The sequence below is a fragment of the Novacetimonas sp. GS1 genome, from assembly GCF_036686925.1.
In the GTDB taxonomy this organism is placed as follows: domain Bacteria; phylum Pseudomonadota; class Alphaproteobacteria; order Acetobacterales; family Acetobacteraceae; genus Novacetimonas; species Novacetimonas hansenii.
In genome coordinates this window covers 3,037,258-3,061,887 of the sequence record NZ_VSZP01000001.1, presented here as the reverse complement: position 1 = coordinate 3,061,887, position 24,630 = coordinate 3,037,258, and the positions used below count along the sequence as shown (strand labels likewise).

The 24,630-nt window shown below is 63.1% G+C and carries 23 protein-coding genes and 1 riboswitch; of the genes, 15 read left to right on the top strand and 8 right to left on the bottom strand.

From position 1 onward, the window contains the following. Window positions 1–100 precede the first annotated feature (100 nt). From scpB to serS, 4 genes are all read left to right on the top strand, one after another. Window positions 101–865 (top strand): SMC-Scp complex subunit ScpB, encoded by a 765-nt coding sequence (gene scpB, locus FYB92_RS13450; protein WP_192266537.1) that lies wholly within the window; start codon window positions 101–103, stop codon window positions 863–865. Window positions 866–967: 102 nt separating this feature from the next. Then, entirely contained in the window at window positions 968–1,588 is a 621-nt protein-coding gene (gene tatB / locus FYB92_RS13445; RefSeq protein ID WP_003617999.1) for a Sec-independent protein translocase protein TatB, read from the top strand. A gap of 11 nt (window positions 1,589–1,599) precedes the next feature. Further along, window positions 1,600–2,409, top strand: coding sequence for a twin-arginine translocase subunit TatC (tatC, locus tag FYB92_RS13440; protein WP_003618000.1), 810 nt, complete (start codon window positions 1,600–1,602; stop codon window positions 2,407–2,409). After that, window positions 2,409–3,686, top strand: coding sequence for a serine--tRNA ligase (serS, locus tag FYB92_RS13435; RefSeq protein ID WP_062808646.1), 1,278 nt, complete (start codon window positions 2,409–2,411; stop codon window positions 3,684–3,686). The genes tatC and serS overlap by 1 nt, the downstream gene beginning before the upstream one ends. Window positions 3,687–4,153: 467 nt before the next feature. Here serS and FYB92_RS13430 read toward each other — a convergent pair whose 3' ends face one another. Further along, the gene (locus FYB92_RS13430) at window positions 4,154–6,598 is read right to left on the bottom strand and encodes a helicase-related protein (RefSeq protein ID WP_332828801.1); all 2,445 of its coding nucleotides are present in this window, start codon (window positions 6,596–6,598) and stop codon (window positions 4,154–4,156) included. A 290-nt stretch (window positions 6,599–6,888) separates the two neighbouring features. Here FYB92_RS13430 and FYB92_RS13425 point away from each other — a divergent pair, with 290 nt between their 5' ends. The 3 genes from FYB92_RS13425 (at window position 6,889) to gorA (ending at window position 9,520) form a co-directional block, all read left to right on the top strand. After that, window positions 6,889–7,767, top strand: coding sequence for a ferredoxin--NADP reductase (locus tag FYB92_RS13425; RefSeq protein ID WP_003618006.1), 879 nt, complete (start codon window positions 6,889–6,891; stop codon window positions 7,765–7,767). A 64-nt stretch (window positions 7,768–7,831) separates the two neighbouring features. After that, window positions 7,832–8,104: a hypothetical protein gene (locus FYB92_RS13420; protein ID WP_332828800.1), complete on the top strand. Its 273-nt coding sequence runs from the start codon at window positions 7,832–7,834 to the stop codon at window positions 8,102–8,104. Between the two features lie 18 nt (window positions 8,105–8,122). Next, window positions 8,123–9,520 carry a glutathione-disulfide reductase gene (gorA, locus tag FYB92_RS13415; RefSeq protein WP_332828799.1) on the top strand — a complete coding sequence of 466 codons (1,398 nt, stop codon included), beginning with the start codon at window positions 8,123–8,125 and terminating at the stop codon, window positions 9,518–9,520. A gap of 48 nt (window positions 9,521–9,568) precedes the next feature. On the opposite strand, the gene FYB92_RS13410 is transcribed toward gorA, so the two are convergent. Continuing rightward, window positions 9,569–9,919, bottom strand: a complete 351-nt coding sequence (locus FYB92_RS13410) for a hypothetical protein (protein ID WP_003618011.1) — start codon at window positions 9,917–9,919, stop codon at window positions 9,569–9,571. Between the two features lie 355 nt (window positions 9,920–10,274). On the opposite strand from FYB92_RS13410, the gene FYB92_RS13405 reads away from it, so the two are divergent. The 4 genes from FYB92_RS13405 to gltX all read left to right on the top strand — a co-directional run bounded on the left by FYB92_RS13405 (window position 10,275) and on the right by gltX (window position 14,796). Then, the gene (locus tag FYB92_RS13405) at window positions 10,275–11,678 is read left to right on the top strand and encodes a class II 3-deoxy-7-phosphoheptulonate synthase (protein ID WP_062808650.1); all 1,404 of its coding nucleotides are present in this window, start codon (window positions 10,275–10,277) and stop codon (window positions 11,676–11,678) included. A 35-nt stretch (window positions 11,679–11,713) separates the two neighbouring features. Then, window positions 11,714–12,949, top strand: coding sequence for a nicotinate phosphoribosyltransferase (locus FYB92_RS13400; RefSeq protein WP_332828798.1), 1,236 nt, complete (start codon window positions 11,714–11,716; stop codon window positions 12,947–12,949). A gap of 59 nt (window positions 12,950–13,008) precedes the next feature. Beyond that, a complete protein-coding gene (locus FYB92_RS13395; protein ID WP_040511575.1) occupies window positions 13,009–13,377 on the top strand; it encodes a hypothetical protein in 369 nt (122 codons plus the stop codon). Window positions 13,378–13,461: 84 nt separating this feature from the next. Beyond that, window positions 13,462–14,796 (top strand): glutamate--tRNA ligase, encoded by a 1,335-nt coding sequence (gene gltX / locus FYB92_RS13390; protein ID WP_332828797.1) that lies wholly within the window; start codon window positions 13,462–13,464, stop codon window positions 14,794–14,796. A gap of 197 nt (window positions 14,797–14,993) precedes the next feature. Here the strand turns inward: gltX and FYB92_RS13385 are convergent, their stop codons facing one another. From FYB92_RS13385 to rpsD, 4 genes are all read right to left on the bottom strand, one after another. Continuing rightward, entirely contained in the window at window positions 14,994–15,770 is a 777-nt protein-coding gene (locus FYB92_RS13385) for an RNA methyltransferase (protein WP_003618018.1), read from the bottom strand. Beyond that, window positions 15,767–17,137: a cysteine--tRNA ligase gene (gene cysS, locus FYB92_RS13380; RefSeq protein WP_062808651.1), complete on the bottom strand. Its 1,371-nt coding sequence runs from the start codon at window positions 17,135–17,137 to the stop codon at window positions 15,767–15,769. Before cysS ends, FYB92_RS13385 begins: the two co-directional genes overlap by 4 nt. 80 nt (window positions 17,138–17,217) lie before the next feature. Continuing rightward, a complete protein-coding gene (locus FYB92_RS13375; RefSeq protein WP_408902372.1) occupies window positions 17,218–18,786 on the bottom strand; it encodes a peptide chain release factor 3 in 1,569 nt (522 codons plus the stop codon). A gap of 237 nt (window positions 18,787–19,023) precedes the next feature. Beyond that, window positions 19,024–19,641, bottom strand: a complete 618-nt coding sequence (gene rpsD / locus FYB92_RS13370; RefSeq protein WP_003618022.1) for a 30S ribosomal protein S4 — start codon at window positions 19,639–19,641, stop codon at window positions 19,024–19,026. Between the two features lie 353 nt (window positions 19,642–19,994). Here rpsD and FYB92_RS13365 point away from each other — a divergent pair, with 353 nt between their 5' ends. After that, window positions 19,995–20,549 carry an HdeD family acid-resistance protein gene (locus FYB92_RS13365; protein WP_003618023.1) on the top strand — a complete coding sequence of 185 codons (555 nt, stop codon included), beginning with the start codon at window positions 19,995–19,997 and terminating at the stop codon, window positions 20,547–20,549. 290 nt (window positions 20,550–20,839) lie between these two features. Continuing rightward, window positions 20,840–20,925, top strand: a riboswitch (ZMP/ZTP riboswitch). Window positions 20,926–20,940: 15 nt separating this feature from the next. Further along, window positions 20,941–21,894: a multidrug resistance efflux transporter family protein gene (locus tag FYB92_RS13360; RefSeq protein WP_081378637.1), complete on the top strand. Its 954-nt coding sequence runs from the start codon at window positions 20,941–20,943 to the stop codon at window positions 21,892–21,894. Between the two features lie 27 nt (window positions 21,895–21,921). Here the strand turns inward: FYB92_RS13360 and FYB92_RS13355 are convergent, their stop codons facing one another. Continuing rightward, window positions 21,922–22,686, bottom strand: coding sequence for an NADPH-dependent F420 reductase (locus tag FYB92_RS13355; protein WP_075595965.1), 765 nt, complete (start codon window positions 22,684–22,686; stop codon window positions 21,922–21,924). Window positions 22,687–22,936: 250 nt separating this feature from the next. On the opposite strand from FYB92_RS13355, the gene FYB92_RS13350 reads away from it, so the two are divergent. Both FYB92_RS13350 and FYB92_RS13345 read left to right on the top strand, forming a co-directional pair. Then, window positions 22,937–23,275 carry a hypothetical protein gene (locus FYB92_RS13350; protein WP_075632481.1) on the top strand — a complete coding sequence of 113 codons (339 nt, stop codon included), beginning with the start codon at window positions 22,937–22,939 and terminating at the stop codon, window positions 23,273–23,275. A gap of 69 nt (window positions 23,276–23,344) precedes the next feature. After that, window positions 23,345–23,569: a hypothetical protein gene (locus FYB92_RS13345; RefSeq protein ID WP_167613931.1), complete on the top strand. Its 225-nt coding sequence runs from the start codon at window positions 23,345–23,347 to the stop codon at window positions 23,567–23,569. A gap of 82 nt (window positions 23,570–23,651) precedes the next feature. Here the strand turns inward: FYB92_RS13345 and FYB92_RS13340 are convergent, their stop codons facing one another. Beyond that, a complete protein-coding gene (locus FYB92_RS13340; RefSeq protein ID WP_332828794.1) occupies window positions 23,652–24,617 on the bottom strand; it encodes an aldo/keto reductase in 966 nt (321 codons plus the stop codon). Window positions 24,618–24,630 lie beyond the last annotated feature (13 nt).

Here is a 24,630-nt window from a genome sequence, read left to right as displayed (position 1 = left end):
ACTGTCCGGTGGGTCCGCCATGGATGTGCCATCGCGGGATCGCGCATCCCATGGGGATGACGGGCGCGAAGGCGGGGACAGCCCGGCTGTGGCGGCGGGGATGGTGGTGTCGGACATGTCCGTACGTCTGGTGGAGGCACTGATTTTCGCACGCGCCGAACCGGTCAGTGAACGCGCCATTGCGGAACTGCTGGAAACGCAGGGCGATATCCCTGCCGGTGTGGACGATCTTGCCGCCTATACCCGTGCGACGCTTGATGCGTTGCTGGCGCTGTATGAGGGGCGCGGCGTCATGCCGGTGGCGGTCGCGGGCGGGTGGCAGTTCCGCACCGCGGCCGACCTTGCGCCACGCCTGACGCGGGTTCTGCGCCGTCCGCGCAGGCTGGCCCGCTCCACCATGGAAACGCTGGCGATCATCGCCTATCACCAGCCCTGCACCCGCGCTGAGATCGAGGGGATACGTGGCGTGTCGCTGAGCCAGCAGGTGCTTGATACCCTGCTGGAGGCCGAACTGGTCATGCCGCTGGGGCGCAAGGAGGTGCCGGGGCGGCCGATCCTGTGGGGGACATCGTCCGGGTTCTTGCGGCATTTCGGGTTGCGTGACCTGCGTGACCTGCCGCGCCGGGAGGAACTGCTGGTGGATGTGCCCGACCTGCCATCGTCTGGTGCCATCGACGAGGGGCAGGGGAGCGCCGATATCTTTGGGCAGCCGGATGCGGTGGGGGCGTTGCCCGACGACATGCAGCCGGAGCAGCCCGGTGCGGCCGGGGATATAACAGGGGATACAACAGGGGGTGTGGCAGGGGATGCGGCGCATGCGGAGGCCGTGTCCGATGATGCGGTTTGCGCCCCGCCCGATGCGTGATAGGTCTGCGGACAGGTTTATGCACGCAGTGCGACGGGTTGGTGGGATGCTGGTCCCGGCAGGTGGTTTTACTGCCTGCGCGGCAGGAGAGGGCAGGGTGTCATGTTCGATTTCGCGTGGTCTGAATTTGCCCTGATCGGGGCGGTGGGCCTGTTGCTGATCGGGCCGAAGGACATGCCGGTGGCCATCCGCACGGTAACGGGCCTGATCAAGAAGGCGCGCAAGATGGCGGCCGAATTCCAGACCCATGTCGATGAAATGGTGCGCGAGGCCGACCTGACGGAGGCACGTGACCAGCTTGGCCGCCTGCGCAGGATGAATGTGCGTGACCAGATCATGCGCGCGGTCGATGGTGATGGCAGTTTGCGCCGCGCGCTTGATGACCGGCCACTCGACGCCGGGACGGCGTTGTCCGCCCCCACCATCACCCCGCCGCCGACAGGTGGGGATGCGACATATCCGCCGATGGACGAGGTTGCGATGCCATCGCGTTATCGCGCGCCAACAGCGGTGCCGGGCATCGCGTCATTGCATGATGATCCCGTCACATGGCCCGTAATGGCCGGTCCGCCCGCGCCGGATTTCGTGCCGCCACAGGTCGCGCGCCGGATTGCCGATGAACGCGCGCGCCTGCACCCGCCCGCGTTCCTGCCGCCGGTGCGCGTGATCCATGCGGGCCACCGCGTCGCCCCGGCGCGCGCGGCCGATACGACCAGTTCCTGAATGTCTGGCCCATGCCGGGGGATACGACGCTGAACGACGATAAGCTTGATGACCAGCCCATGCCACTGCTTGAGCACCTTGTGGAACTCAGGCGACGCCTGTTGTGGTCGGTCGCGACCTTCGCGGTCTGTTTCGCGGTCTGTTATTATTATTCGACCCAGCTTTACATGTTCCTCGCGCGGCCGCTTGCGGACATCATGCGCCAGCAGGGCGAACAGCCGCACCTGATCTATACCGCGCTGGCGGAAGCGTTCTTTACCTATATGAAGGTGGCGTTCTTTGGCGCGGCCTGCCTGTCCTTTCCCATGATCGCCATACAGGCATGGATCTTCATCGCGCCGGGCCTGTATCGCAGTGAAAAGCGCGCCTTTGCGCCGTTTCTGGTCGCGACCCCGGTGATGTTCGCGCTGGGTGCGTCGCTGGCATATTATTTCGTCTTTCCCGCCGCGTGGAAATTCTTCCTCTCGTTCCAGAATGCGGGCGGCCATGGGGCGGATGGCATCGCCATCCAGTTGCAGGCCAAGGTGTCGGAATATCTGTCGCTGGTGATGAAGCTGATTCTGGCGTTCGGCACCGCCTTCGAACTGCCGGTCGTACTGACGCTGCTGGCGCGGGTGGGGCTGGTGACGGCGGACGGGCTGGCGCGGGTGCGGCGTTATGCCTATGTCGGGGCATTCGTGATTGCCGCCGTCCTGACGCCGCCCGACGTGATTACCCAGACCGGTCTGGCGGTGCCGATGATCGGGCTTTATGAAATTTCCATCGTCTGCGCGCGCATGGTCGCCCCCCGTCGCGTGGACGAGACCGAGGAGGATTCCTGATGCATGACCTGCGCGCCCTTCGCGCCGACCCCGACGCGTTCGACGCCGACCTGACCCGGCGGGGCGAAGCCCCCGTTGCGCACGTTCTGCTTGAACTGGATCGCGACCGCCGTGCCGCCGAAACCGCGTTGCAGGAATGTCAGGCCCAGCGCAAGACCCTGTCGAAGGAAGTTGGCGCCCTGCGCCGCACCGGGGCCGACAGTTCGGCGGTGGAGGCGAAATCCGCCGCCCTGCGCGACCGGATGGAGGAACTGTCCACGCAGGTGGCCGATCTGGATACGAAACTGCGCGGGACGTTGGAATGCCTGCCCAACCGCCTTGATGCGGGTGTGCCCGATGGCCGGGACGAAAGCGCCAATGTCGTGTGTCACACCTGGGGCACCGTGCGGGAGATGGGCTTTCCCGCAAAGGAGCATTTCGAACTTGGCGAGGCGCTGGGCCTGATGGATTTCGAAACCGCCTCACGCCTGTCGGGCGCGCGGTTCGTGGTCCTGCGTGGTGCGCTGGCGCGGATGGAGCGCGCGTTGGGACAGTTCATGCTGGACCTGCATACACGTGAAAACGGGTATGACGAGACTGCCGTCCCCGTGCTGGTGAATGACGAGGCGATGTATGGCACTGACAAGCTGCCGAAATTCGCGGACCAGTCCTTTCGCACGACCGATGGCCGCTGGCTGGTGCCCACGGCGGAAGTGCCGCTGACGGCCTCGGTCGCGGGGGAAATCCTGTCCGCCGATACACTGCCGCGTCGCATGGTCGCCCTGTCCTCATGCTTTCGTAGCGAGGCCGGGGCGGCAGGGCGCGATACGCGCGGCATGCTGCGTCAGCACCAGTTCCAGAAGGTGGAAATGGTGTCCATTACCGCACCCGAAGACAGCGAGGCGGAACATGAACGCATGACCCGCTGTGCGGAAATGGTGCTTGAACGTCTGGGCGTGCCCTATCGCCGGATGCTGCTATGTGCGGGGGATACCGGTTTCGGCGCGGCCCGTACCTTTGACCTTGAAGCATGGCTGCCGGGGCAGAAGGCGTGGCGTGAAATCTCGTCATGTTCGACCACCCGTGATTTTCAGGCACGCCGCATGAATGCCCGTTACCGCGCGGCGGACGGGAAACCCGCTTTTGTCCATACGCTCAATGGTTCGGGGCTGGCGGTCGGGCGCACCCTGATTGCGGTGATGGAAAACGGACAGAATGAAGATGGCTCCATCACGGTGCCGGAGGTGCTGCGGCCCTATATGGGGGGGACGGACATCATCAGGGCTGGCGTGAAATAAGCTGTGTGATGGGGCAGTGATCCGCAGGAGGCTGCCCCTGTCCCCCCCGATGGTTGTGCCCTTGTGTAAGGGGGGTAAAAATTTTGTCCCGATACCCCATGGGAATGATGCGAGTTCTTGACAGAGATTTTTTAAAAAAGCTTTGCAAATCAGCATATTTTCAAAAGATAAAAGTTAATGCCTGAAGATGTCCCGTTTCGTCTCAATGGGCTGTTTTCAGGCAGGGTCTTATGAGCGACTGTGTAAAAAGTCAGCCTCGATAACATACTGAAATTATAAAAGTTTTTGGTGAAGCTTTTTCTAAAAAGCTTCGAAAGACGCTGCCTTTTTGAGAAAAGACAGCACCCAAGAATTTTTCCTGTTTTTTATCAACAGCTTGTTTTCAAACAGTCTCTGAACGGATCACGGTGCAGGGAGCGCACGCCCTGCGCTATGTCTCATATGTTGATGGCGCCGCCTGTGGGCGCTTATTTCCTGCGCCGTGGCCTGCCACGTGGGCGCTCGTCGGCGCGGGGGCTGCGATCCGTGCGGTCGTGGTGACGGCGACGGGGGGGCATCTGCGGCAGTTCGGCGCGTGTGCGCGTACTTTGCTGACGCAAGACCTCCTCGATCCAGTCATTAAGGCGCGTGGTCGCGATTTCCGCATTCTCCCGGTCGGGATAGGCATCGGGAAAGCGTAGCGCCAGCCACCGCCATGCCACCAGCCGTTTGTGGCGTTTTTCCGCGCGTTCCAGTTCGCTGCGTTCCGCCCGTTCGGCAGGTGGCAGGCGGCCGGTGCCCGGTGGCGGCACGGCATGGCCCGCCGCGTGGTCCGCAGCCCATCCCACCAGGCGCTGTATGCCATTGTCGCGGTCATCGACCGGGCACATCGCATAAACCCAGCGTTGCGCCAGCGTCAGCCCCTCCACCCCTTCGAGGGCTGTTGCGATGGCGAAGGCCTGTTCCATATTGGCCAGCCGGTAATTCGGGTCATCGCGGCGCAGGACGGCGCGGCGGATGCGTACCAGCACGCCGAACAGGCTGTCGGAACCGATTTCGGCGGCGACCGCCTGCACGATATCCGCGTCGGGCTGCACCTGTGGCCGCAGGTCGTCAAGCTGGGCCGGTGGGGCGGCCAGCATGGCATGAATGAAGGACGGGCTGCCGACCCCCTCCAGCACCGAGACGATGCCCTTTTCATGCTTGCCAAATCGTCCGGCACGGCCGCCGATCTGCTTGACTTCCTGCGCATTGAGATCGCGCGTCTGCGTGCCGTCGAACTTGCGCAGCGCGGCAAAGACCACGCGGCGGATGGTCAGGTTCAGCCCCATGCCGATCGCATCTGTCGCGATCAGGATGTCGGCCTCCCCCCGGTTGAAGCGCTGGGCTTCCGCACGGCGCACTTCGGGGCTGAGCGCGCCATAGACCACGGCCACGCGCCTGCCATGCGCAAGCAGCAGCGCACGCAGGTCCAGGACCTCGCGCCGGGAAAAAGCAATCAGCGCGTCATGGGGTTGCAGGTCCTGGATACGCACCGGCATGTCGGCGGCGACAAGCGGGCTTTTGCGTTCCAGATGCACTTCGTCCACCGGGTCGCCACACAGTTCGGCAATGCGCCGGACCATGGGGATGCAATCCGGTGCGCCAAGGATGAACAGGTGCCGTGCCGGTGCCCCCATGATGGCCGCTGTCCATGCCGCCCCACGGTCTGGATCGGTCAGCATCTGTGCCTCGTCGATGATGGCGACATCGACGGGATTGTTCAGCGGACACATTTCCACCGTGGCGGCAAGGTGGCGGCTGCCGGGGACGTCGATCCGTTCCTCGCCAGTGGCGAGCGAGGTAGGCACGCCGCGCGCGGTCAGGGATTCGCGGAATTCATGCGCCAGCAACCGTAATGGCGCGAGTGCCAGCCCGCTTTCCGCACGTGCGAGTGCATCAAGCGCGGTATGTGACTTGCCGCTGTTGGTCGGGCCTGTCACCAGCGTGATGCGGCGTTTCAGCGCACGTGCGGTGGTGAAATGCGCGGCATAGCGGTCAAGGGCGGCAACCTGCGCGATCACGGCATTGCCCACGCGCCGGTCGCCCAGGTCGGGGGCCAGCGGCGTGGGGGTGCCGCGTTCGGTATGGTCATGCCGCCATGCCTGCACCTGCGGGCGCAGGGCGATCAGTTCGGCGGGATCGAACTCCCACCGTTCCTGCCCATCCCTTTGTGGCACGCGACGTGCGACCGGCAGGCGCTTTTCCGCAATCCAGCGCAGCGCCTCACGGTGGGAGCAGCGCAGCAGGCCGGGCACCTCGGCAAAGGGGACAAGCTGCGTCTCCCACTCCCGCAGGCGCTGGACTTCCTCCTTGCGGCGGGTGCGGGCGGTCTGTTCGATTTCCTCGCGCCGGTTGCGGGTGCGGGTGTCGGCGTCCTCCACCTCACGCGCGAAGGCGTCGGCATCAGGCAGGTCGAAGGCGTCCGCCGCCGCAAGTGCGAGCGTGCGCAGTTCCGCCGCCGCCAGAATACGCCCCGTGCCATCGAACAGGTCGGTGCGCACGTTGTCCACCGCCGCGCGCGCGCTGTCGCCCTGATCGCGCAGGCGCGCGCGCAGCACCGGGCGCAGCGCGGCCAGCAGGCGGGCGTCGTCGGGTTCGGGGTCGTCAAGTGTGCTGGCCGCGCTTTCGGCATCGGCGCGTGTGACCCAGACCTGCCCCGCGCGGCGGGTCATGTCCATCAGGCGCGATCCCCACGGCTTGCGCCGCAATGTACACAGCGCCGTGCGGAACGTGTCCGCGTCGATATGTTCCGCCCCCGGTTGCAGCAGGCGCGCGATGATGCGCTCCAGCTTCTGGCGTTCGCGGGTTTCCACATTCAGGCCGGTGGCCGCGATGGCCGCGTCCATGGCGATCAGGGCAGGCGCCGCACGGGCGGGAAGATCAGATGTCATGCCTGCCTATGTGCGTCATCCGGGGGCGCACGACAATGTCCCGTACACGGCGAAGGGCACTCAATTCGCGCCCCGGCCCGCGTCGGGTGGGGCGAAAACCGTCCATTGCATGACGGCGGTTGGGTCGCATCAGACGCAATTCTGCTTCCTTCGCGGCGATTTATGCAGGTTTATGCTGGAACACAACGCGTCAGAAGCCTAAACATTCCCGCCTTGGAAAAATTGTCGCCGGACGCATATGACAGGGGAACCTGTCGCGCGTCCGCGTCAGTCGGGAGAATAATGACCTTATGTCGGATACGTTGATCACGCCCGCCGCTGATGCTGTCCCGTCCGGACTGGCGCCGGTGGAGGGGCAGCCGGGTGTTTATCACCTTGCCCCGCCGGTCAAGGAATATGGCCACCTGAACGCGGAAACGGTGTTGACGGTCCATCACTGGACCGATCGCCTGTTTTCCTTCACCACGACGCGTGACCCCGCCCTGCGTTTTGAAAACGGGCAGTTCGCGATGATCGGGATCGAGGTTGAGGGAAAGCCGCTGTTGCGTGCCTACAGCATCGCCAGCGCGAATTATGAGGACAACCTCGAATTCCTGTCCATTGCCGTGCCCGATGGCCCGCTGACCTCGCGCCTGCGTCATGTGAAGGTGGGGGACAAGGTCCTGATCGGGCGCAAGCCGGTGGGGACGCTGTTGCTGGATAACCTGCGTCCGGGCCGCAACCTGTATTTCCTGTCCACGGGCACGGGCCTTGCCCCGTTCATGAGCCTTATCAAGGACCCGGAATGCTATGAGCGGTATGAGCATGTGATCCTGAGCCATACGGTCCGTGTCTCGGGCGAGCTGGCCTATTCCAACCATATCCGCCACGAACTGCCGCAGCACGAGTTCCTTGGCGAGGATGTGTCGGGCAAGCTGCTGTATTACCCCGCCGTCACGCGTGAGCCGTTCGCCGTGACCGATCGCATCACCAAGCTGGTCGAGACGGGCAAGATCTTCACGGATCTCAATATCCCCGAACTGGACCCCGAACATGACCGCGTCATGATCTGCGGTTCGCCGGAGATGCTGGCGGATACGGAGAAAATGCTTCAGGAACGCGGCTTTGACGAGGGTAATAACTCCCGCCCTGGCGCCTATGTCGTTGAAAAGGCATTTGCTGAACGTTGATTGAACGCAGGCCGCGACCTTCCTGCCCGTCGCATGCGATCTGGGGGCGGGAATGGTCGTGGTTATGGCCGGGCATCCTGTGATGCCATGGTGCTCTTCGGTGCTCTCCGGCGGCGCGGGCGGGCGCGTGTTGTGTAGCCCGGCCGTAAAACCCGGCCATGGCTGGGGCTGTGTTAAAAAAACGTCCCGGATGAAAAACATGTTTTCGGATCTGGTCCCGGCCCTGAAAACCGGTGGCGTCTTTCGAGGGTTTTCCGGGAAAAATTTCACCAAAGACTTTCCTGATGATGACAGGATGTTTCCGGGGGCTTTCCCCCGGATCGGTCTTTTCAGGTAACGGGATGCGGCGGTTTCCATGGCGTATGATTTTGATCTGTTTGTGATTGGCGCGGGGTCCGGTGGGGTGCGGTGCGCGCGTATCGCCGCATCCCATGGGGCGCGTGTCGGCGTGGCCGAAAGCAGCCATTGGGGTGGCACCTGCGTCAATCTTGGCTGCGTGCCAAAGAAGCTGATGGTGCAGGCCAGCACATATGGTGCGGATGTGCGCGACAGCCACGGATTCGGCTGGAATACGCAGCCGGGACATCATGACTGGGCCGCGCTGATCGCCGCCAAGGACCGTGAGATCTCGCGCCTGAATGGCATTTATGTCTCCATGCTGGAAAATGCCGGTGTGCGGTTGTTTACCGGCCATGCCCGGCTGGAGGATGCGCATACCCTTTCCATCGGCCCGTCCACGCTTGATCCCGATGCCGCCCCGCGTCGCATTACGGCACGACGGATCGTGATCGCGGTAGGATCAACGCCGTTCGTCCCCGATCTTCCCGGCATTGAACATGCCATCACCTCCGATCAGGCCTTTCACCTGCCACGCCGCCCGGAACGGGTCTGCATTGTCGGTGGGGGGTATATCGGGGTAGAATTCGCGGGGATCTTTGCGGGGCTGGGGTCCACCGTTGACCTTGTCTACCGCCCGCACCAGCCATTGCGCGGGTTCGATGCCGACCTGCGCGCCGCCCTGCACGAGGCCATCGACCTGCGTGGCATCAGGCAGCATCGCGGCACCACCCCCACCGCGATTGAACGCCGTGCGGATGGCGGTTTTGTCGTCACCCTCAACCATGGCGACCCGATCGAGACGGACTGCGTCTTTTTCGCCACCGGACGGCGGCCCAAGGTCGCGCAGCTCGGGCTGGAAGAGGTCGGGGTCAGGACGGTATCGGGCGGCCGGATCGTGGTGGATCGTCACAGCCAGACCTCGGTGGAGGGGATCTATGCCATTGGCGATGTGACCAACCGTCTGAACCTGACGCCGGTTGCGATCGCGGAAGGTCACATCCTTGCGGATCACCTGTTTGCCGACAGCGTGCGTGAATGGTCATTCGCCACGACGCCCAAGGCCGTATTCTTTAGCCCGCCCGCCTCCAGCGTCGGCCTGTCGGAGGAGGAGGCCGCCCGGAATGGCGCGGTGGACATCTATCTCAGCCGTTTTCGCCCCATGCGCAACACCCTGGGCGGCAGCCCGCAGCGCACGGTGATGAAGCTGGTGGTGGATCAGGCCAGCCAGAAGGTCGTGGGGGCGCACATGCTGGGTGATGACGCGCCGGAAATCATGCAGGGACTCGCGATTGCGGTGACGGCCGGGCTGACCAAACAGGACTGGGACCGCACGATCGGCATTCATCCGACCTCGGCCGAGGAATTCGTGACCATGCGCACCCGCACGCGCGAGACGCCGCATACCCCGGCATAGCCGACATCCGTCCGGCCCTTGTGACCTGACGGATGTGCAAAAGGGCAGTTAGCGTGGCGCGACCCAGCCATTGCCGGTGGAATCACCAAGCTGCCCGTCGCCGTTGATGCCGCTGGCCTGATAGGACGAGCCAAAGCGCGACAGGTCGGTCCCGGTGACGGAATCACGATGGACATGTTCGGCATGGTCGGGGTCGGGACCATGGTTCAGTTCCATCGACGGCGCATCCTGATAACCGGGGGGCAGGTGGCCGCGTTGACCATGGACGGTCATGCGGTCGTTGCTGTTGTCCGAACCGGAATCCTGGTCCGATGATCCGGGGGCGGCGTTGGCGCTGACACTGACCAGGCACAGCCCCGCGGCAAGTGCTGTCATGAGTTTTCCACGCGACATGAGCATGGTTCGGTTTCCTTCCGCTTTCGGCCATTACAATGCCAATTCCCGCCACGCGGCGTAAGTCACGTGGCAGCAGGCCATCCATGTTGATGTGTCATATGGAACGAACCGGGCGATAATGCGACCGTCAATGATGCATTGACCCGCATGATGTGGCGATCGGGCAACGCCATGCGGGACATATAATAACAGCGAATATGCCTCCGGCATAAAGCGAATATGCCTCCGGCATAACAAGATGCTTTGCCAGCGGGGGTTTTTTAGACATAAAGGCAACCCCCTGTGGGCAGGCAGGCGGATGGCAGATCCGCGCCCAGGGGTGAATATCGTTTTGACCAGAGGACACAGGACACGACCCATGAGTGCGACGCACATGAAAAACAGCACCGCGCGGCAGAACTGGACGCCCGGAAGCTGGCGGTCGTTTCCCATCAGGCAGGTGCCGACCTATCCCGATCCCGCGGCGGTGGAGGCGGTGGAAGAGCGGCTGCGCCGTTACCCGCCGCTGGTGTTCGCAGGTGAAGCGCGCCGCCTGAAATCCCATCTGGCACAGGCCGCGCGGGGGGAGGCGTTCGTCCTGCAGGGTGGGGCCTGTGCCGAAAGTTTCAGCGAATTCACCGCCGACATCGTGCGCGACACCTTCCGCGTGCTGTTGCAGATGGCGGTCGTGCTGACATTCGGCGCCAAGGTCCCGGTCATCAAGCTGGGCCGCATGGCCGGACAGTATGCAAAGCCGCGTTCGTCGGACACCGAAACACGTGATGGCGTGACGTTGCCGTCCTATCGCGGGGACAATATCAACGGCGCGGCGTTCACTGCCGAATCGCGCATTCCCGATCCGTTGCGCATGGAAACCGGATATTTCCAGTCAGCGGGCACGATGAACCTGCTGCGCGCGTTCGCGGGTGGCGGCTATGCCAACCTGCATGAGGTGCATCGCTGGAACCTCGGTTTCGTCGAACGTTCAGCCATGGCGCAGCGTTACGGGCAGCTTGCCGAACGTATTGGCGAAACACTGGACTTCATGGCGGCGTGCGGCCTGACGACCGCGTCGACCCCCCAGCTTGACGAGACGGAGTTTTATACCTCCCACGAGGCGCTGCTGCTGGGGTATGAGCAAGCGATGACACGTATCGATTCGACATCGGGGGAATGGTACGACTGCTCTGCGCATTTCGTATGGATCGGTGACCGCACACGCCAGCCCGATGGCGCGCATGTGGAATTCCTGCGTGGCGTACGCAACCCGATCGGCATCAAGGTCGGCCCCACCACGGGCATCGAGGATCTGGAGCAGTTGCTCGATATCCTCAACCCCACGGACGAGGCGGGGCGCATCTCGCTCATCTCGCGCATGGGGGCGACAAAGGTGCGCGACCACCTGCCGCAGCTTCTGCGCAAGGTGCAGGCGACGGGACGGACGGTCACATGGCTGTGCGATCCGATGCACGGCAATACCAGTTCGACGACGAATGGGGTAAAGACCCGCTCGTTCGACGCCATCTTGGCGGAAGTAAAGGGCTTTTTCGACGTGTTCGAGGCCGAGGGCGGTTTCCCCGGCGGCGTGCATTTCGAAATGACCGGCCAGAACGTGACGGAGTGCATCGGCGGCGCGCAATGCCTGACCGAGGATGACCTTGGCGAGCGGTACGAGACATTCTGCGACCCGCGTCTAAACGCCGAGCAGTCGTTGGAAATGGCGTTCCGCCTTGCGGAGGAACTCAAGACCCGCCTGCACCGCGTGCCCGCCGGGGAAAAGTAAAGCCCCGCCACAATGGCGGCATTGACGGAGGAAACATGTCCAGTCCCGACCATGACGCGTCTTCACCCGGGGAGGGCCACGGGGATGGCGGCCTGCCGGGCGGGACATGTGCTTCCCCTCTTTACGGGGTGCCGGATGGTGCGGCCATAACGGCGCGCACCGATGCCTATTTCAACCGCACCCGTGAAATCGTCTCCCATTTCGGGGACTGCACCGTTACCTATGCGCTGTTCCTGCGCCGGCCCGTCGTCTCCGCCCCGCGGCTGATGACCGACTGGCTGATGCAGGCTGCCCGTGCGCGCGGGAGTGCGGTCACGTGTGACGTGATATTCCCCGAAGGGACATGGGTGGGCGCGGGGGAACCCCTGGCCTATGTCACGGGGTCGTTCGCCCACCTTGCGGATCTTGAAACCCTGCTGCTGCAACAGTTGGGGCCGGTCTGTGTGGCCGCGCACAATGCGTACCAGATGGCGCTGGCACTGCCGAACGTGCGCTTCATGGCGATGGAGGCGCGGCACTGCGCGGGGTATGAGATGCAGGTACAGATGGCCTATGGCGCGTCTGTCGGCAGCAGGGCGGCGCAGGCCGAAGGTGCGCTGGGTTTCATCGGCGGGGCCAATGACGCCACCGCGCCCTATTTCGACACGGCCTTCGGCCTTGGTACGATGCCGCATGCGCTGATCGGCTATGCCGGGTCCACCCTGCGCGCGGCGGAGATGTTCCATACCGTCTATCCCGATTCGGACCTTGTGGTGCTGGTGGATTATTTCGGTCGGGAACTGACGGATGCGCTGGAGGTCTGTCGCCGGTTTCCAGACCTTGCGGCGGCGGGACGGCTGAGTGTGCGTCTGGACACCCATGGTGGCCGTTTTCTGGAGGGGCTGGACCCGCAGGGATCGTATGCCGCGCTGGAACGCAATACGCCGGGGACGATCCGGCGTTACCGGTCGGACAAGGAGCTGCGCTATCTCGTCGGCACCGGGGTATCGGCCGCCGCGATCTGGCGCATGCGCGAGGTGCTGGACGCTGCGGGCTTCCCACATGTGCGCATCGTCGCATCTTCGGGCTTCAGCGTGGAAAAATGCCTCAGCATGGCGGATGCACACGCACCGGTGGATGTGATCGGCACGGGGTCGTTCATCCCCGATCGTTGGTCCGAAACCTATGCCACGGCCGATATCGTCGCCTATGACGGGGAACCGCGCGTAAAGGTCGGGCGGGAATTCCTGCTGCGTCATGCGCGCGGGCGCGATACGGTGCGCCATTCCTGACCGGCGGGGCGGGGCATTCATGCCCCGGTTCGCCGTTGATTCCAACGAAAGGCCTGATCGTGTCGGAAAACCTATTTGCTCCCGAAGGGGGCTGGCGTGTGCGTATCATCGACCTGTCCGGTGGTGCGGAGGATAATATCGTGGAGGAAGTGGACGGTTTCCCCGACCTGATCCACGCCAATGCCTTTGCCCGTGCCTATGTCCGTGACAGCATCGAACGCTGCCGCAGCGCGGGCCTGTCGCCCAAAGAAGTGCTGCAGGCATGGTTTGCCTATGGCGAGGACGCGGAGGTGCTGGAAGCCGGTGAAAATGGCTGGCGTTCGGCCAATGAACTCGACGATTTTGCCGCTCATCGTGCATCCGCCATGGAACGCGACTGGCGTGCGCTTGACCCCCGCCGGGCGGAAGAGGACGACGACGCGGATTAAGCCCTTTCGCCATATGGCGCGTCCTGGGTGTGATGGTGCATCTGGTGACTGGTTTTTCCCACGCGATCACCGCATAAAGGGCGCATGAAACTCCGTTTTGCGCCCAGTCCGACCGGACTGATCCATGTTGGCAACGCCCGGCAGGCCATCGCCAACGCCCTGTATGCCCGCCATTATGGTGGGCGGTTCCTTCTGCGTATCGATGATACCGACGTGGCACGTTCCAAGGAGGAATATGTCACGGCATTGCAGGCGGACCTGCAATGGCTGGGCATCGAATGGGATGAATTCGTGCGGCAGTCGGACCGGCTGGACCGTTACGCGCTGGCGATTGAACATCTCAAGGCCACCGGGCGGCTGTATCCGTGTTTCGAGAGCGAGCAGGAACTTGCCTCCAAGCGTGAGGCACGGATTCGCGCGCGAAAGCCGCCGATCTATGACCGTGCGATGCTCAAACTGACACCGCAGCAGCGCGCGCAGGCCGAAGCCAATGGGAAGGTGCCGTACTGGCGCTTTCGCCTGTCGGACCGCATGGTGCGCTGGGATGATATGGTGATGGGCGAAAGCCGGGTGAAGCTGCCGTCGATTTCCGATCCCGTGCTGGTCCGCGCGGACGGGACGGTGCTGTATACGCTGGCTTCCGTCGTGGATGATATCGAAACCGGCATCACCCATGTGGTGCGGGGGGAAGACCACGTCACCAATACCGGCGTGCAGATTGATATTGCCGTGGCCCTGGGGGTTGCGGCGGACCATTTCCGCTTTGCCCACCTGCCTTTGCTGCTTGACGAAGGTGGGGGCAAGCTGTCGAAGCGTTTCGATGGCCTGTCGCTGCGTTCCCTGCGTCAGGACGGGATCGAGCCCTCGGCCGTTGTCTCCTACCTTGCCCGGCTGGGCAGTGCGGATGACCCGGAACCGATGTCCTTCGCCGATCAGGCGGCAGGTTATGACCTGTCGCGCGTTTCACGTTCCGCCGCGCGGTTCGACATGCGCCAGCTTCTGGGGCTGAACCGCCGCATCATGCACGCCATGCCGTTCGAGGAGGTGCGCCCACGCCTGCCCGAAGGTGCGACGGATGCCTTCTGGCTGGCGGTGCGGGGCAATGTGGACATGATTGGCGAACTGCGCCACTGGTGGGATGTGGTGGCCGGGTCCATCGTCCCCCCCGTCATGGAGGCGCAGGAGCGTGACTACCTGCTAAAGGCCGTGGAGCTGCTGCCTGCGGAGCCATGGGATGAACAGACATGGAAGACATGGACCACTGCCCTGAAAGAGGTAACGGGCCGTATGGGCAAGGCCCTGTTCCATCCGTTGCGTCTTGCCCTGACGGGGGAAGAAAAGGGGCCGGAGATGCGCGACCTGCTGCCGTTGATGGGATATGACCGCGTGGCCGGACGCCTGCGGATCGCGGCGCGATAGCCAGAAAGCACGGCACCGCCCCGCCACCCCGGGGTTTGGCAAGGGACATTGCCCTTTGCCAAACCTGATGGCGGGGGATCAGGCCATGAAATTTGATGAGGTGTTCTGAGACCTTTGGAGGACACCGCCTTTTTTGAAGACAAGGCGGCCGCCGGAAGCTTTTGTTACTTCCCAATCCTCTGTTTCAGGATCCCGGATTACTGCTGCCGCGCCTTGCGTCCGCGCGCCAGTTCCGTCACCACCCCATGCAGCGTGCGCAGTTCCTGTTCGGTCACTTCGCCCCGTTCGAAGAAATGCCGCAGGTTGCGTACCATGCCGGGGCGCTTCTGCTCATTTCGCAGGAACCCGCATTCGTCAAGATCACCGATCAGGTGACGCATGAAATTATCCAGTTCCCCCTTGGTCGCGACATGGGTTTCGTTGGTCATCAGCTCACGTGGCGGGGTATCGTCCTGCGTCATCCACCATTCATAGGCCATGATCATCACCGCCTGCGCCAGGTTCAGCGACATGAACGCGGGATTGAGCGGATAGCGGATCAGCGCATCGGCGCGGGCCATGTCCTCGTTATCAAGGCCCGCGCGTTCCGGCCCGAACAGCAGTCCCGTGCGCAGCCCCCGGCGCGAGATCGCGCGCAGTTCGGCGGCGCCACCCCGTGCGGTCATCACCGGCTTGACGATATGGCGCGGGCGCGGACAGGTGGCAAAGACATGGTGCAGGTCGGCCACCGCGTCACCAACCGTGTCAAACACGGTCGCGGATTCAAGGATACGGTCCGCGCCAGAGGCCGCGCGCCAGGCCCGTTCCTGCGGCCATCCGTCACGTGGCGCGACAAGACGCATGTGGAACAGCCCGCCATTTGCCATGGCGCGTGCGGTCGTACCGATATTTTCGGCCATCTGCGGGCGGACCAGGATGATAACCGGGCTGTTGCCAATGGGGCCGATATCCGCCCCGCCGTCACGTCCGGTCATGCTGTCCTCCATGTCGTGCCGCCGGGCCCGTCTTCCAATGCGATGCCCTGTTGCGCCAGTTCGTCGCGGATGGCGTCGGCGCGGGCGAAATCGCGTGCCTTGCGTGCCGCCAGCCGTTCGTCGATCAGGGCCTGGATCTTTGCCGTGTCAAGCTGCGCATCGCCGCGGAACCATGTGTCGGGCGTACTGCCCAGCAACCCGATCAGCCGTCCGGCCGCCCGCAGGTCGCGCGCGGCCTGCGCATCACCCGCCAGCGCCCGGTCCGCCATGGCATGCATTTCGGCAATGGCCGCAGGTGTATTAAGATCCTCGCACAGCGCACGTACGAAAACATCCGGCGGTGGGGTTGTCCCGGCTGCGTCCCCATCGTTCAGCATTGCCAGCGCACGATAGAACCGGTCGAGCGTCTGGCGTGCATCGTCCAGCCCGTCGCGTGTGAAGTTCAGCACCGAACGGTACTGCGCCCGCAGCAACAGCAGGCGCAGCGCCTCTGCCGGGGTGTCGCGCAGTACATCGCGCACGGTCAGGAAGTTGCCGAGGGACTTCGACATCTTTTCCCCATCCACCAGCAGCATCGCATTATGCACCCAGTGGTTGGCAAAACGCCCGTGCGGATGGCAGCACATGCTTTGCGCGCGTTCGTTTTCATGATGGGGGAACAAAAGGTCCGACCCACCACCATGGATATCGAAACTTTCGCCAAGGTAATGATACGACATGGCGGAACATTCAATGTGCCAGCCCGGACGACCCCGGCCCCATGGGCTGTCCCATCCCGGTGTATCCACGTCAGAGGGTTTCCACAGCACGAAATCACCCGGCGCGCGCTTGTAATCCGCGACGTCCACCCGCGCGCCCGCCATCAGGTCATCGGCGCTGCGGCCCGACAGCCCGCCATAATCGGGATAATCCGCCACAGAAAACAGGACATGGCCTTCGGCTTCATACGCGTGGCCATTGTCGATCAGTTCGCTGATCATGCGCTGCATCTGTTCGATATGGTGGGTGGCGCGCGGTTCAATGTCGGGTGGCAGGATGGAGACCGCCGCAAGGTCCTGATGGAAATCGTGGATGGTCCGCGCCGTCAGGGCCGTAATGGGTTCGTTGTTTTCGCGCGCGCGCGCATTGATCTTGTCATCCACGTCCGTGATGTTGCGGACATAGGTGACGTGCGGATACAGGTGGCGCAACAGGCGCACCAGCACGTCCGCCGTGACCATCGCGCGCAGGTTGCCGATATGCGCAAGGTCATAGACGGTCGGCCCGCAGTAATAGACACGGACATTTTCAGGGTCGAGCGGCGTGAACGCAACCGTCTTGCGGCTTTTGCTGTCATGCAGGCTCAGGCGGGGCATTGTGTCGGACATGATGCGCCTAGATGCGCCAGACAACGGGCCTGACGCAATACTCTTGTGGGGTGGAAAACAAAGCGGCGGTGGGCGGGCCGTCAGCCGATTTCCTGGCCGATCTGCTTGATGTCGTGAAAGGCGAGTTCGGGTTGCCCTTCCGCCGTGCGCCGCATCATGAACGCCGAAGAGGCAAGGAAGACCGGATCGCCGTCGATATCATCGGCCATGGCGCTGCGGTTGACGCTACAGAACGTCTCCAGCCGTTCGCGTGGGCCGGTGACCCAGCGAGCCAGGTTATAGGGTGTCGATTCGAAACCGATCGACACGCCATATTCCCCCTTCAGCCGCGCCTGAAGCACATCAAGCTGTAGCGTGCCGACCACGCCGACAATCGGGGGGGAGCCGTCCTGCGGCCGGAAAAGCTGCACCACGCCTTCTTCGGCCAGTTCCGTCAGGGCCTGGCGCAGTTTCTTGGCCTTCATCGCATCGTCAAGACGGACACGACGCAGGATTTCCGGTGCGAAATAGGGCACGCCGGTGAACCGCAGGTCCTCGCCCTCGGTCAGGGTGTCGCCAATGCGCAGGGTGCCGTGGTTGGGAATGCCCACCACGTCACCGGCAAAGGCTTCCTCCGCCAACTGGCGGTCGCGGGCGAAAAAGAACTGTGGTGTGTGCAGGGCGAACTGTTTGCCGATACGGACATGCTTGAGCCGCATGCCACGTTGCAGGCGCCCCGAACAGATGCGCGCAAACGCCATGCGGTCGCGATGGTTGGGGTCCATGTTCGCCTGGATCTTGAACACCAGCGCGGTCATCGCCTCTTCATCCGCATGGACGCTGCGGGTTTCGGTTGCCTGGTCGCGCGGCGGCGGCCCGAACGAGGCCAGCGCGTCAAGCAGGTCGGTCACGCCGATTTCCTTTATCGCACTGCCGAAGAATACGGGCGTCAGGTGGCCGGCGTTGAAGCTTTCGAGGTCGAATTCCGGCAAGGCCGCCTGGGCAAGTTCAAGTTCCTCGGCCAACTGGAGCATGCGTGGGTCCGACGGGTCGAGTGTGCTGGTGGTGTGCAGTTCACGGCGGTAGATGTCATAGGTGCCGACGAATTTCGCAGCCCGCCCCACCGGCCAGGTCGCGGGCGAGGTATCAAGCGCCAGCGAGGACGAAATCTCGTCCAGCAGGGCGAACGGGTCCTGTGCCTCGCGGTCCATCTTGTTGATGAAGGTGACAATGGGAATGTCACGCAGGCGGCAGATCTCGAACAGCTTGCGCGTGCGCGCCTCGATCCCCTTGGCCGCGTCGATCACCATTACCGCCGCGTCAACTGCCGTCAGCGTGCGGTAGGTATCTTCGGAGAAGTCTTCATGGCCCGGCGTGTCGAGCAGGTTGAAGATGCAGTCGCCATATTCGAATGTCATGACCGAGGTCACGACCGAAATGCCGCGATCGCGTTCGATTCCCATCCAGTCCGAACGTGTGCGCCGGCGTTCGCCCTTGGCCCGCACGTTTCCCGCCATCTGGATCGCGCCACCCGCGCGCAGGATGCGTTCGGTCAGCGTGGTCTTGCCCGCGTCGGGATGCGAAATGATGGCGAATGTCCGGCGGCGTGCGATTTCGTGCGCGATGGAGCCGGGTGCGGCAGGCGGGACGGGATCGGCGGCGGCATTCATGTGCATATACCTTCGTGCGTCGCACCATGCGACGGCACGACAGGGGCGCGCACCGCGGGGGCGCGAACGGCAGGCCACGGAAAACCGGGGCAGGCGATGACGGACCAGTATGACAGGGCCCAGTATGACAGAACCCAGTATACAGGGCCCAGTATGACAAGGCCTACAAACACGGACGCCGGACGTGGAGGCAATGCCCCACGCCCGGCGCCATGACAGCCCGGTTCCGGGTGTGGATCAGCGAGAGTAGAATTCGATGACCAGGTTCGGTTCCATCTGGACCGGATACGGGACATCCGACAGCTTCGCCGTGCGGGTGAAGGTGCCCTTCATCTGGCGATGATCGACTTCCATGTATTCCGGCACTTCGCGTTCGCCGCTCTGCGCTGCGTCAAGCACGATCGCCAGTTGCTTGGACTTTTCACGCACTTCGATCACGTCGCCATCACGCACCAGATAGGACGGGATGTTGACCTTGCGACCGTTGACCGTGATGTGGCCATGGCTGATGAACTGACGTGCCGCGAACGGGGTGATCGCGAACTTCATGCGGTAGACCACCGCATCCAGACGACGTTCCAGCAGGTCGATCAGGTTTTCAGACGTATCACCCTTGCGACGGACGGCTTCGTCATAATACTTGCGGAACTGCTTTTCGCCGATGTTGCCGTAATAGCCCTTGAGCTTCTGCTTCGCCATCAGCTGGATGGAGAAGTCGGACGGCTTCTGCTTGCGGCGCTGGCCGTGCTGGCCGGGGCCGTATTCGCGCTTGTTGACCGGGGACTTTGCACGGCCCCACAGGTTGACGCCAAGGCGACGGTTAATCTTGTACTTGCTCTCAAGGCGCTTGCTCATTGCGCGCTCTCTTTCTTCATCTGCATGGCGGGCGACCGGCATCGCGCCGGATCTGCCATGCCATGGTGTGGCACCGGTAGGTCCTGTTCCCCATGAACAGGACGGGCGCGTTCCGCATTAACCGGTGCCGGGGGAGCAATAACCCCTGAATGGCCAAGGCACCGGCCGGTCCGTCCACGTTCCCGGCAGTCGGGCGCGTATAGGGGTACGGCGTGGTGATGTCAATTCCCGCGCGGGGCGGATGGTGTAAAAGCCGGTATCATCATGGCCGGGTTGCCTGTTATGTATCAGGCTTTCCGCCCATTGGGCGACCGATCCGCATGATGCGTTCAGGAATTTGAGGGATTTTCACGATGGACACGCCATTTACACAGCGCTGGAGCCTGTTTTGCGGCCTTGGGGTGGTGCTGGTTCTGCTTGGGTTCGTGGCGTGGGTTGACGCCATCACGGTCACGATGGCCAGTACGATCCTGCTGGGGCTGCTGCTGTTCCTTGGGGGGACGGTACAGCTTGTGCATGCTTTTGTCGTGCGGGACTGGGGCGGGCGGCTGATGTCGATTCTCGGCGGTGCGCTCTATATCCTTGGCGGCACGCTGATGATGGAGGAACCTGCCACCGGTTCCATGGTCATTACCATTTTCCTGTCGGCCTGTCTGGTGGTGTCGGGCATCGGACGCATCATCATGGCAATCCAGCAGCGTGGGCTGAGCGGATGGTGGATGATCCTGATGGGGGGCGTCATCAGCCTTCTGGTGGGGGTGGTGCTCTATCTCATGCTACCGTGGTCGGGGCTGTGGCTGATTGGTACGTTCATTGCCGTCGAACTGATTGCCGCGGGCATCGGCTGGGTGCAGTTCGGGCTGGCGCTGCGGCAGGCGGCTTATCTGCCGCCCGGACAGGGTATGTAACGGGCAAGGTATGTATAACGCACAGGGTATGTAACGTGCGGGATCTGTAACCGTATCGCGACACGCCATTTCCGCGCACTGTTTTATATTCCGAAGGAAAAAGCATCACCGGCAGATCCCGACATGGGGCCAGCACGTTATCGTGGCGCCCGCCTGCCGTTTTCCTGTCGCCCTGTGATGTACAGCCCCGCCGGGTGATCCGGCGGGGCTTTTTTCATGGGGCATATGCGGTGGGTCATAACTTTATCGCAATGGAATATGGACACGATACCGGCCGGACCCTACGTTGGGGTGGTCCGCATGACTGGCGACATGAGGTGGGTTGACCACCGGGAAGTGTGGATATGGTTCCGCGCCGCTCGCCTGGGCATTCTCCTGTCATGATCGGAGCATGTGCATGTCTGCGACATCCGGCCCCACAATGCCCCGCCTTGTAGGGATTGGCCTGCTGGCGGCCGCGCTGTTTTCCATTACGTTCGTCATGAACCGTGCCATGAGCCTGGGCGGTGGCCACTGGGTATGGAGTGCGTCGCTGCGTTATGTCGATATGGCGGTGCTGCTGGCCTTGTGGCTCCTGCTGCGGCGTGGTCCTGCCTATCTGGGGGCGGTCCTACGCCTTTTTCGCGCACGCTTGGGGTTCTGGCTTCTGGCGGGCGGGATCGGGTTTGGCGTTTTCTATGCCTGCTGCTGCTTTGCCGCCGACCATGCGCCGGGATGGATCGTCGCCGCAACGTGGCAGTTGACGATCCTTGCCACCCCGTTCGTGCTGCGTGCATTTGGCGCACGTGTCCCGTTGCATGGCCTGCTGTTCCTGGGCCTGATCTTCCTCGGGGTCGTGATCCTGAACCTGCAACGTGTCTCCACCGGGGTGGGGCTGGCGCAGGTCCTCGCTGGTGTTGTGCCCGTCATGGTGGCGGCAATTGCCTATCCCGTGGGGAACCAGTTGCTTAACCGGGCAAGGCATGCGCGGGACAGCGCGGCCGTGCTGTTATGTGACCCGGTGGCGTCTGTCCTGCTGCTGACGTTGGGGGCGTTGCCGGTTTTCATGGTGCTGATCGTCGCCTTCCGGCCGCCGCCACCGGGAATGGGGCAGGTGGGGGCGACTGCCGTGATCGCGCTGGTCGCAGGATGCCTTGCGACGACATTGTTCCTTTATGCCCGCAACCTGTCGAACGATGCCCTGCGCATCGCGGCGGTGGATGCGACGCAGGCTGCGGAGGTGGGGTTTGCCCTTGTGGGGGAGATGTTCATGCTTGGCATGCCCCCGCCCGACCTGCTGGCCTGGGCGGGCCTGTTGGCCGTGATGGGCGGGCTGATCGGCTTTACGTTACAGGGCAGGAACTGACGGGGCAGGCGGGGGGATGGCGGCGGCCTATCCGTTGCGGCTGGCGTCGGGCTGTGTCGCGGCGGGCAGGTTCAGGATTTCGCGCAGGTGCGCTGCTGTGGTCGCGGCCTCGAACGCAGGGCCGCCGGGCTGGAACTCCCGCGCGGTGGTCAGCGGGCCGACGATCACCGGGTCCATTCCCGCATCCCAGATCAGTCCCTGCACCGTTTCCAGCGCCGCGCGGGAATCGCCCGCCAGCGGGATGCCCAGACGTGGCGGCCTGCGCCATGCCTGGGCGGCGATGGTGGTCATGTCCTCGGAATTGAGGCCGCGGACAACCGCACTGTTGGGAAACAGGTCGCGCGTGGTAATGCCCGCGCCCTGCTGCATCGCCAGCCGTGCGATGCCCCCGTCACGCCAGGAATAGGGGTTGGTGGCGTCGAGGATGACCTTATCCTCGGTATTGCGTCCCAATGTCTGCGCCAGTTGCGGCAGCGCGCCATAGGGCACAGCCAGCACGATGACATCGCCAAACAGCGCCGAATCCGCGGGTGTCCCGGCCCTGGCAAGGGGAAACATTTTTCGTGCAAGGCGCTTTGGCGCGTCCATTCCCCGGGCGGAAAACATGACCTGATGGCCTGCATGCGTCCATAAACGACCCAGCGTTTCCCCCACATGACCTGATCCGATCATCCCGATCCGCATTGGGGCCGTGGCGTGGCCCCGCCGGGCGCGGGCGAGTGGGGATAGCAGTGTCGCGATCCCGGCAAGCGTTCCAAGGGCCATGCGGCGGGTCAGCGGGGAAGAAGACATAAGGAACGGGTACCTGGTCCTGTTAGAAGAAATGCAAATGCCGGTGGAGGGTGCGCAGCCCCGCTCCGCATGGGGTGACGCGCATGGCGCCGGCAGAGTATGCGATGGCCGCGATACCTTTGAAACGAAAAAATCATGTCCCCCGGCCCAGCGGGTGAGGCGATGCCGGGGGATGCTGTTGGTGCTTTGGCGCGGGTCCGCTATATTGCGTCATCTATTTCATGTGTCATGGCCCGCAGGAGAGACGCAGATGCCCGACGCCGACAGTCATGCGGATCATCCCCTGTCCGCCAGCCCACAGTCCGTTGCTGCGGATATCGCGCACGAACAGGCGGTTTCAACGGATGTTCCCGATCCCCGACCCGTGCCGGGCACACAGCCCCTGGCCCCAGAAACCCGTGACGCGGCAGGCGATGCCGCCGATGCCGCCGCCGTCGCGACAGGGGGCGCTACGGCCACTGCCGCTGTGCTGCCCGGGATCATGCCGTTCAAGGAACTGCTGCAACTGATGGGGGCGGTTATCTTTGTCATGGTGTTGCTGGCGATTGGCTGGGCCGCTGCACATGCGTCCGGGGTCTGGCCCGAATAAGTGGGTATCTGGAAATAATGGATATGGGAAATACATGACCATGTCCTGCGTCATCCCCCTGGTCGGCGGATGACGTTGCGCGTTGCTTTTGCAGGGGCGGGGAATGCCGCCTTTATTCAAACGTCAGCGCCTTTTGAAGCAAGGCGCTGGTCAGGAACTGTTGTTGTTTCCAAGAGAGTATTTGGAAACAAACCATTGATGAAAAACAGGAAAAGTTTTTGGGTGTCGCCTTTTTTTAAAAAGGCGACGTCTTCTGAAGCTTTTTGGAAAAAGCTTCACCAAAAACCTTTATAATTTCAGTGTGTTATTAAGTATGGCTTTTCAAGAAGTCCTTTGAATCAAAGACGGCGACCTTTCCCGCCATGTGAGGCAAGCTTCAGCCTGTCGGGGCGTGTGCGTCCAGCAGGGCCTGCAATGCCGCCATATCCGCTGGGGCAAGAGCCTGTGCATTTGCAACATTTGTGCTGACCTGCCGTGCGCTTGTGGCGCCGGCGATGACCGATCCCACGACATCATGTGACAGCAGCCAGCCAAAGGCGAGTGCGGGCAGGTCCAGTTCGCGCTCCGCGCCAAAGGTCTTCAGCCGTTCCAGCAACGTCCAGTTCGAATCCGTCAGGTAACGTTCATGCAGATAGGTCCACGCCGCCAGACGACTGCCTGCGGGCGGCGGTGCGTTGCGTTTGTATTTTCCCGTCAGGACGCCACTGGCCAATGGGAAATAGGGCAGAAGCCCCAGCCCGAAATGCCGCATGGCTGGAATAAGGTCATGTTCGGCCCTGCGTGAGAGCAGCGAGAATTCGTCCTGACAACTGATGAATCCGCCCATTCCCGCCGCGCGGGCTGTATGCTGCGCATCGGCCACCTGCCATGCGGGCAGGTTGGAACAGCCCGCGTACAGGATTTTCCCCGCCCGTGTCAGGTCATCCAGCGCGCGCAGTGTTTCGTCGATCGGGGTGGTGGGATCGGGCATATGAAGCTGGTAAAGGTCGATATAATCCGTGCGCAGGCGACGCAGGCTGTCTTCCACCGCGCGGCGGATATACCGGCGCGACGCTCCTTGCAGATGCCCATCGGTATCCATGGGCATGCCGAATTTCGTCGCCAGTACGATGTCGCGGCGGCGTGGGCCAAGAATTGCGCCCAGTGCCTCCTCCGATGCGCCCGCATGGGCATCACGGCGGCCATAGACATCGGCCACGTCAAACAGCGTGATCCCGCATTCCAACGCCTGATGGACGACCGCGCGCGACGTGTCGAGGTCAATACGTCCGCCAAGGTTGTTGCATCCCAGCCCGATGGCAGAAACCTGTAGGCCCGAATGGCCCAGATGACGCATCTGCATGGTTTGTCCTTCC

What these genes read in the sequence shown, in the direction of transcription:
- scpB (WP_192266537.1), top strand. Translation starts at nt 101, where the DNA reads ATGGTGGTGTCGGACATGTCCGTACGTCTGGTGGAGGCACTGATTTTC.
- tatB (WP_003617999.1), top strand. Translation starts at nt 968, where the DNA reads ATGTTCGATTTCGCGTGGTCTGAATTTGCCCTGATCGGGGCGGTGGGC.
- tatC (WP_003618000.1), top strand. Translation starts at nt 1,600, where the DNA reads ATGCCGGGGGATACGACGCTGAACGACGATAAGCTTGATGACCAGCCC.
- serS (WP_062808646.1), top strand. Translation starts at nt 2,409, where the DNA reads ATGCATGACCTGCGCGCCCTTCGCGCCGACCCCGACGCGTTCGACGCC.
- FYB92_RS13430 (WP_332828801.1), bottom strand. Translation starts at nt 6,598, where the DNA reads ATGACATCTGATCTTCCCGCCCGTGCGGCGCCTGCCCTGATCGCCATG.
- FYB92_RS13425 (WP_003618006.1), top strand. Translation starts at nt 6,889, where the DNA reads ATGTCGGATACGTTGATCACGCCCGCCGCTGATGCTGTCCCGTCCGGA.
- FYB92_RS13420 (WP_332828800.1), top strand. Translation starts at nt 7,832, where the DNA reads ATGGCCGGGCATCCTGTGATGCCATGGTGCTCTTCGGTGCTCTCCGGC.
- gorA (WP_332828799.1), top strand. Translation starts at nt 8,123, where the DNA reads ATGGCGTATGATTTTGATCTGTTTGTGATTGGCGCGGGGTCCGGTGGG.
- FYB92_RS13410 (WP_003618011.1), bottom strand. Translation starts at nt 9,919, where the DNA reads ATGCTCATGTCGCGTGGAAAACTCATGACAGCACTTGCCGCGGGGCTG.
- FYB92_RS13405 (WP_062808650.1), top strand. Translation starts at nt 10,275, where the DNA reads ATGAGTGCGACGCACATGAAAAACAGCACCGCGCGGCAGAACTGGACG.
- FYB92_RS13400 (WP_332828798.1), top strand. Translation starts at nt 11,714, where the DNA reads ATGTCCAGTCCCGACCATGACGCGTCTTCACCCGGGGAGGGCCACGGG.
- gltX (WP_332828797.1), top strand. Translation starts at nt 13,462, where the DNA reads ATGAAACTCCGTTTTGCGCCCAGTCCGACCGGACTGATCCATGTTGGC.
- FYB92_RS13385 (WP_003618018.1), bottom strand. Translation starts at nt 15,770, where the DNA reads ATGACCGGACGTGACGGCGGGGCGGATATCGGCCCCATTGGCAACAGC.
- cysS (WP_062808651.1), bottom strand. Translation starts at nt 17,137, where the DNA reads ATGTCCGACACAATGCCCCGCCTGAGCCTGCATGACAGCAAAAGCCGC.
- FYB92_RS13375 (WP_408902372.1), bottom strand. Translation starts at nt 18,786, where the DNA reads ATGAATGCCGCCGCCGATCCCGTCCCGCCTGCCGCACCCGGCTCCATC.
- rpsD (WP_003618022.1), bottom strand. Translation starts at nt 19,641, where the DNA reads ATGAGCAAGCGCCTTGAGAGCAAGTACAAGATTAACCGTCGCCTTGGC.
- FYB92_RS13365 (WP_003618023.1), top strand. Translation starts at nt 19,995, where the DNA reads ATGGACACGCCATTTACACAGCGCTGGAGCCTGTTTTGCGGCCTTGGG.
- FYB92_RS13360 (WP_081378637.1), top strand. Translation starts at nt 20,941, where the DNA reads ATGTGCATGTCTGCGACATCCGGCCCCACAATGCCCCGCCTTGTAGGG.
- FYB92_RS13355 (WP_075595965.1), bottom strand. Translation starts at nt 22,686, where the DNA reads ATGTCTTCTTCCCCGCTGACCCGCCGCATGGCCCTTGGAACGCTTGCC.
- FYB92_RS13350 (WP_075632481.1), top strand. Translation starts at nt 22,937, where the DNA reads ATGCCCGACGCCGACAGTCATGCGGATCATCCCCTGTCCGCCAGCCCA.
- FYB92_RS13345 (WP_167613931.1), top strand. Translation starts at nt 23,345, where the DNA reads ATGACGTTGCGCGTTGCTTTTGCAGGGGCGGGGAATGCCGCCTTTATT.
- FYB92_RS13340 (WP_332828794.1), bottom strand. Translation starts at nt 24,617, where the DNA reads ATGCAGATGCGTCATCTGGGCCATTCGGGCCTACAGGTTTCTGCCATC.